This is a genomic window from Streptomyces niveus (genome assembly GCF_001723055.1).
GTDB lineage: Bacteria > Actinomycetota > Actinomycetes > Streptomycetales > Streptomycetaceae > Streptomyces > Streptomyces niveus.
On sequence record NZ_MDCR01000310.1, the window covers coordinates 1 to 2,486 of the forward strand.

2 protein-coding genes are annotated in these 2,486 nt (G+C 71.8%); both read right to left on the reverse strand.

Features of this window, described 5'->3' with window-relative positions; all coding sequences use genetic code 11:
- Positions 1–1,190, reverse strand: a 1,190-nt coding sequence (locus tag BHU15_RS29815; protein WP_069630003.1) for an MFS transporter, incomplete at its 3' end; no start/stop codon positions are given.
- A gap of 30 nt (positions 1,191–1,220) precedes the next feature.
- Positions 1,221–2,486: hypothetical protein (locus BHU15_RS40460; RefSeq protein ID WP_079128462.1), on the reverse strand; the 1,266-nt coding region annotated here is incomplete at its 5' end.

Sequence of the window (2,486 nt, forward strand, 5' to 3'; positions counted from 1 at the left end):
CCCGGGTGGGCGAGGAGCAGGGCGGTGAGGGCGAGGATGGCGCCTGCGGCGGGGAGCGCGGCGAGGGCGTGGGGTTGGTCGGCGAAGCGTCCGGCCAGCACGGCTCCGGTGGCCTGCCCGACGCCGATCGAGAGGATCAGCCACGCGTACGCCTCGGTCGTACGCGTCGGCGGCGCGAGCGTGTCGGTGATGGTGAACGCACGGGCCACGACCACCGTGAGGAACGCCCCGGGAACGAAGACCGCGGCGGTTGCCGGAAAAGGGGTGGGCAGGGCGAGCAGCGGCAGCCACCCGAGGAGGAACCCGCCCGTGCCGAGCAGGATTTGGCGGGTCGGTGAGCCGGGCCAGGTGCGGTAGCCGTAGAGGAGGCCGCCGAGGAAGCTGCCAGTGGAGAACGCGGCAGGAAGCACCCCGGCCAGCAGATCCATGTCGTGGCGTTCGGCCATGGCGACCGCCCACACGTTCATGCCGCCGATCGCGACACCAACGCCCACCAGCGCGGTGAACAGGGCCACGAGCCCGCTGCTGAAGAGTCGATCACAGGTTCCACTTCGCCCCCTGGTGGCGGGCCTCCAGGTCCGCGACGGCGGTGCAGTCAAGACGACGGCGGTGCCGGTGAGCCCGAGGGTGGCAGTGACGACGAGCGCCAGAGCCGGGCTGTGGGCGGTGGAGAGGGCCGCGACGAGGAGAGGGCCGGCGATGTAGAGGAGACCCTGGGTGCCGGTGTCGAGGGCGAGCGCGGTGTGGCGGCGTACGGGATCGGGCAGCACGCTCGGCCACAGGGCCCGCAGCCCGGCCTCCAGCGGCGGAGCGGCCAGCCCGCCCACGACAACGATCACCACGGCGACGGCCGGGGAGCCGGTGGTGCCGACGGTGGTAAGGGCGAGCAGGGCTGCGGAGTTGAGGATCGCGGCGGGGCCGGAGACCCGGGTCTGGTCGTGACGGTCCATCAGCCGGCCCTTGACCGGCTGGGACAGGGCGGATGCGAGGCCGTAGAGGGCGCTCAGTAGTCCGCCGAAGGCGAGGGTGCCGCCGCCGGTGGTGACGAGCAGCACGATCGCGACCGGCGCCATCCCGTTGGGGAGGCGCCCGATCAGCGTTCCGCCGAGGAGACGGGCGACGTACGGGCTGCCGAGTACCGCGCCGTACGTCGTACGGGCGGGCAGAGGCGGGGAGGTGGTCGTGGTCAACGAAACGGAGAAGGCTTTCCGGGGTGAGGACTACCGGTGGCGGACCGGAGCCGCTGTGGGCGCGGCGGTTGAAGGGGGCGTGGTGGTCGGCGCCGCCAGGGCGGTTGGTACCGACGCCGGTGTGGTGAGGAGGCGCGGGTGGGGTGCCCGGTGCGGAGGGAGCACGCCAACGGCTTCAGACAACTCCTCGGCGGTCCGCTGGAGTTCGCGCGTCAGGGAGTCGAGCTGCCCTGCGATGAAGTTCAGATGGACGGCGGCGTTGCGTCCCTGCCGGGTGTCCAGGGCGTCCGCGAACTCCCCGGCCGTACGGATGAGTGAACTCAGGTGGGCCAGTGGGCCGGTGGAGCGCGGGGTGTCGTCGATGGCGGTGAGCAGAGCCTCGGCGACATCTCCGCTTTGATGGGCGACGGCCACGTCGTGGATCAGATCCTGCACACGGACTTCGGGAGCCGTGATGTGCGGGCGGTAGCGGGAGACGCGGGGGCGCAGCACACCGGGCGGCACCGGCGGCGGGGCCAGCTGCCCGGCCCGGTACTCGTTGTCGTCCTGCCCGAGGACCTGCCAGTGCGGCTGGTCCAGATCACCGGCGAGGACGAGAACGGTGGAAGCATCGTCTTCGACCAGGTAGGCCAGGGTGATGAGACGGCCCCTGGCGTCGTACCACGCCTCGAACGGCTCCAGATCGCCCCGCTCGTGTGCGGCCTGTGCGCGCCCGGTCCACGCGGTCTGCTGTTCACCGGTGAACTCGGTTGCCGGGGTGCGGTGCTGGTCAACGAGGTTGGTGAGGACCGTGGCGTGTTCGGCCCACACGCTCAGGTACGGCCACAGCGCGCGGTGCTGTTCGCGGGCCGCGCCGCTGTTGGGCGGCGGTGTGTCGGTGAGGATGCGGTGGATCTGGGTGGCGGCGTGGTCGAGGTCGTCCACCAGCAGGAGCCACGCACCGTGGTGGCGGGCGGGCGGCATGTTGTCGATCGCGGACCGTGCCGCTGTCAGCAGCACGTGCGTGTGGGGGAGGAGGTGTTCCTCGAACGCGGCTGCGATGTCACGGTTGCGCTCGGCCGTGGCGGTCGTGGCTGCCGGGGTGTCGGTGATGGCACCGTGCCGGCTGCGCAGGGTGTCCAGCGCGGTCTCGCACTTCAGGTGGATGACCGAGAAGCGCACGGCGTAGCCGCGGATGTGGGCGGCCAGGTCGGTGAGGGACGGGACGGTGTCGGGGATGGTTCTCTCCGGAAGCGGGGGCGGATTCAGCGGTGGTGGACCGCGGGCACGGTGGAACCTGGCGGCGCAGATCGTGGA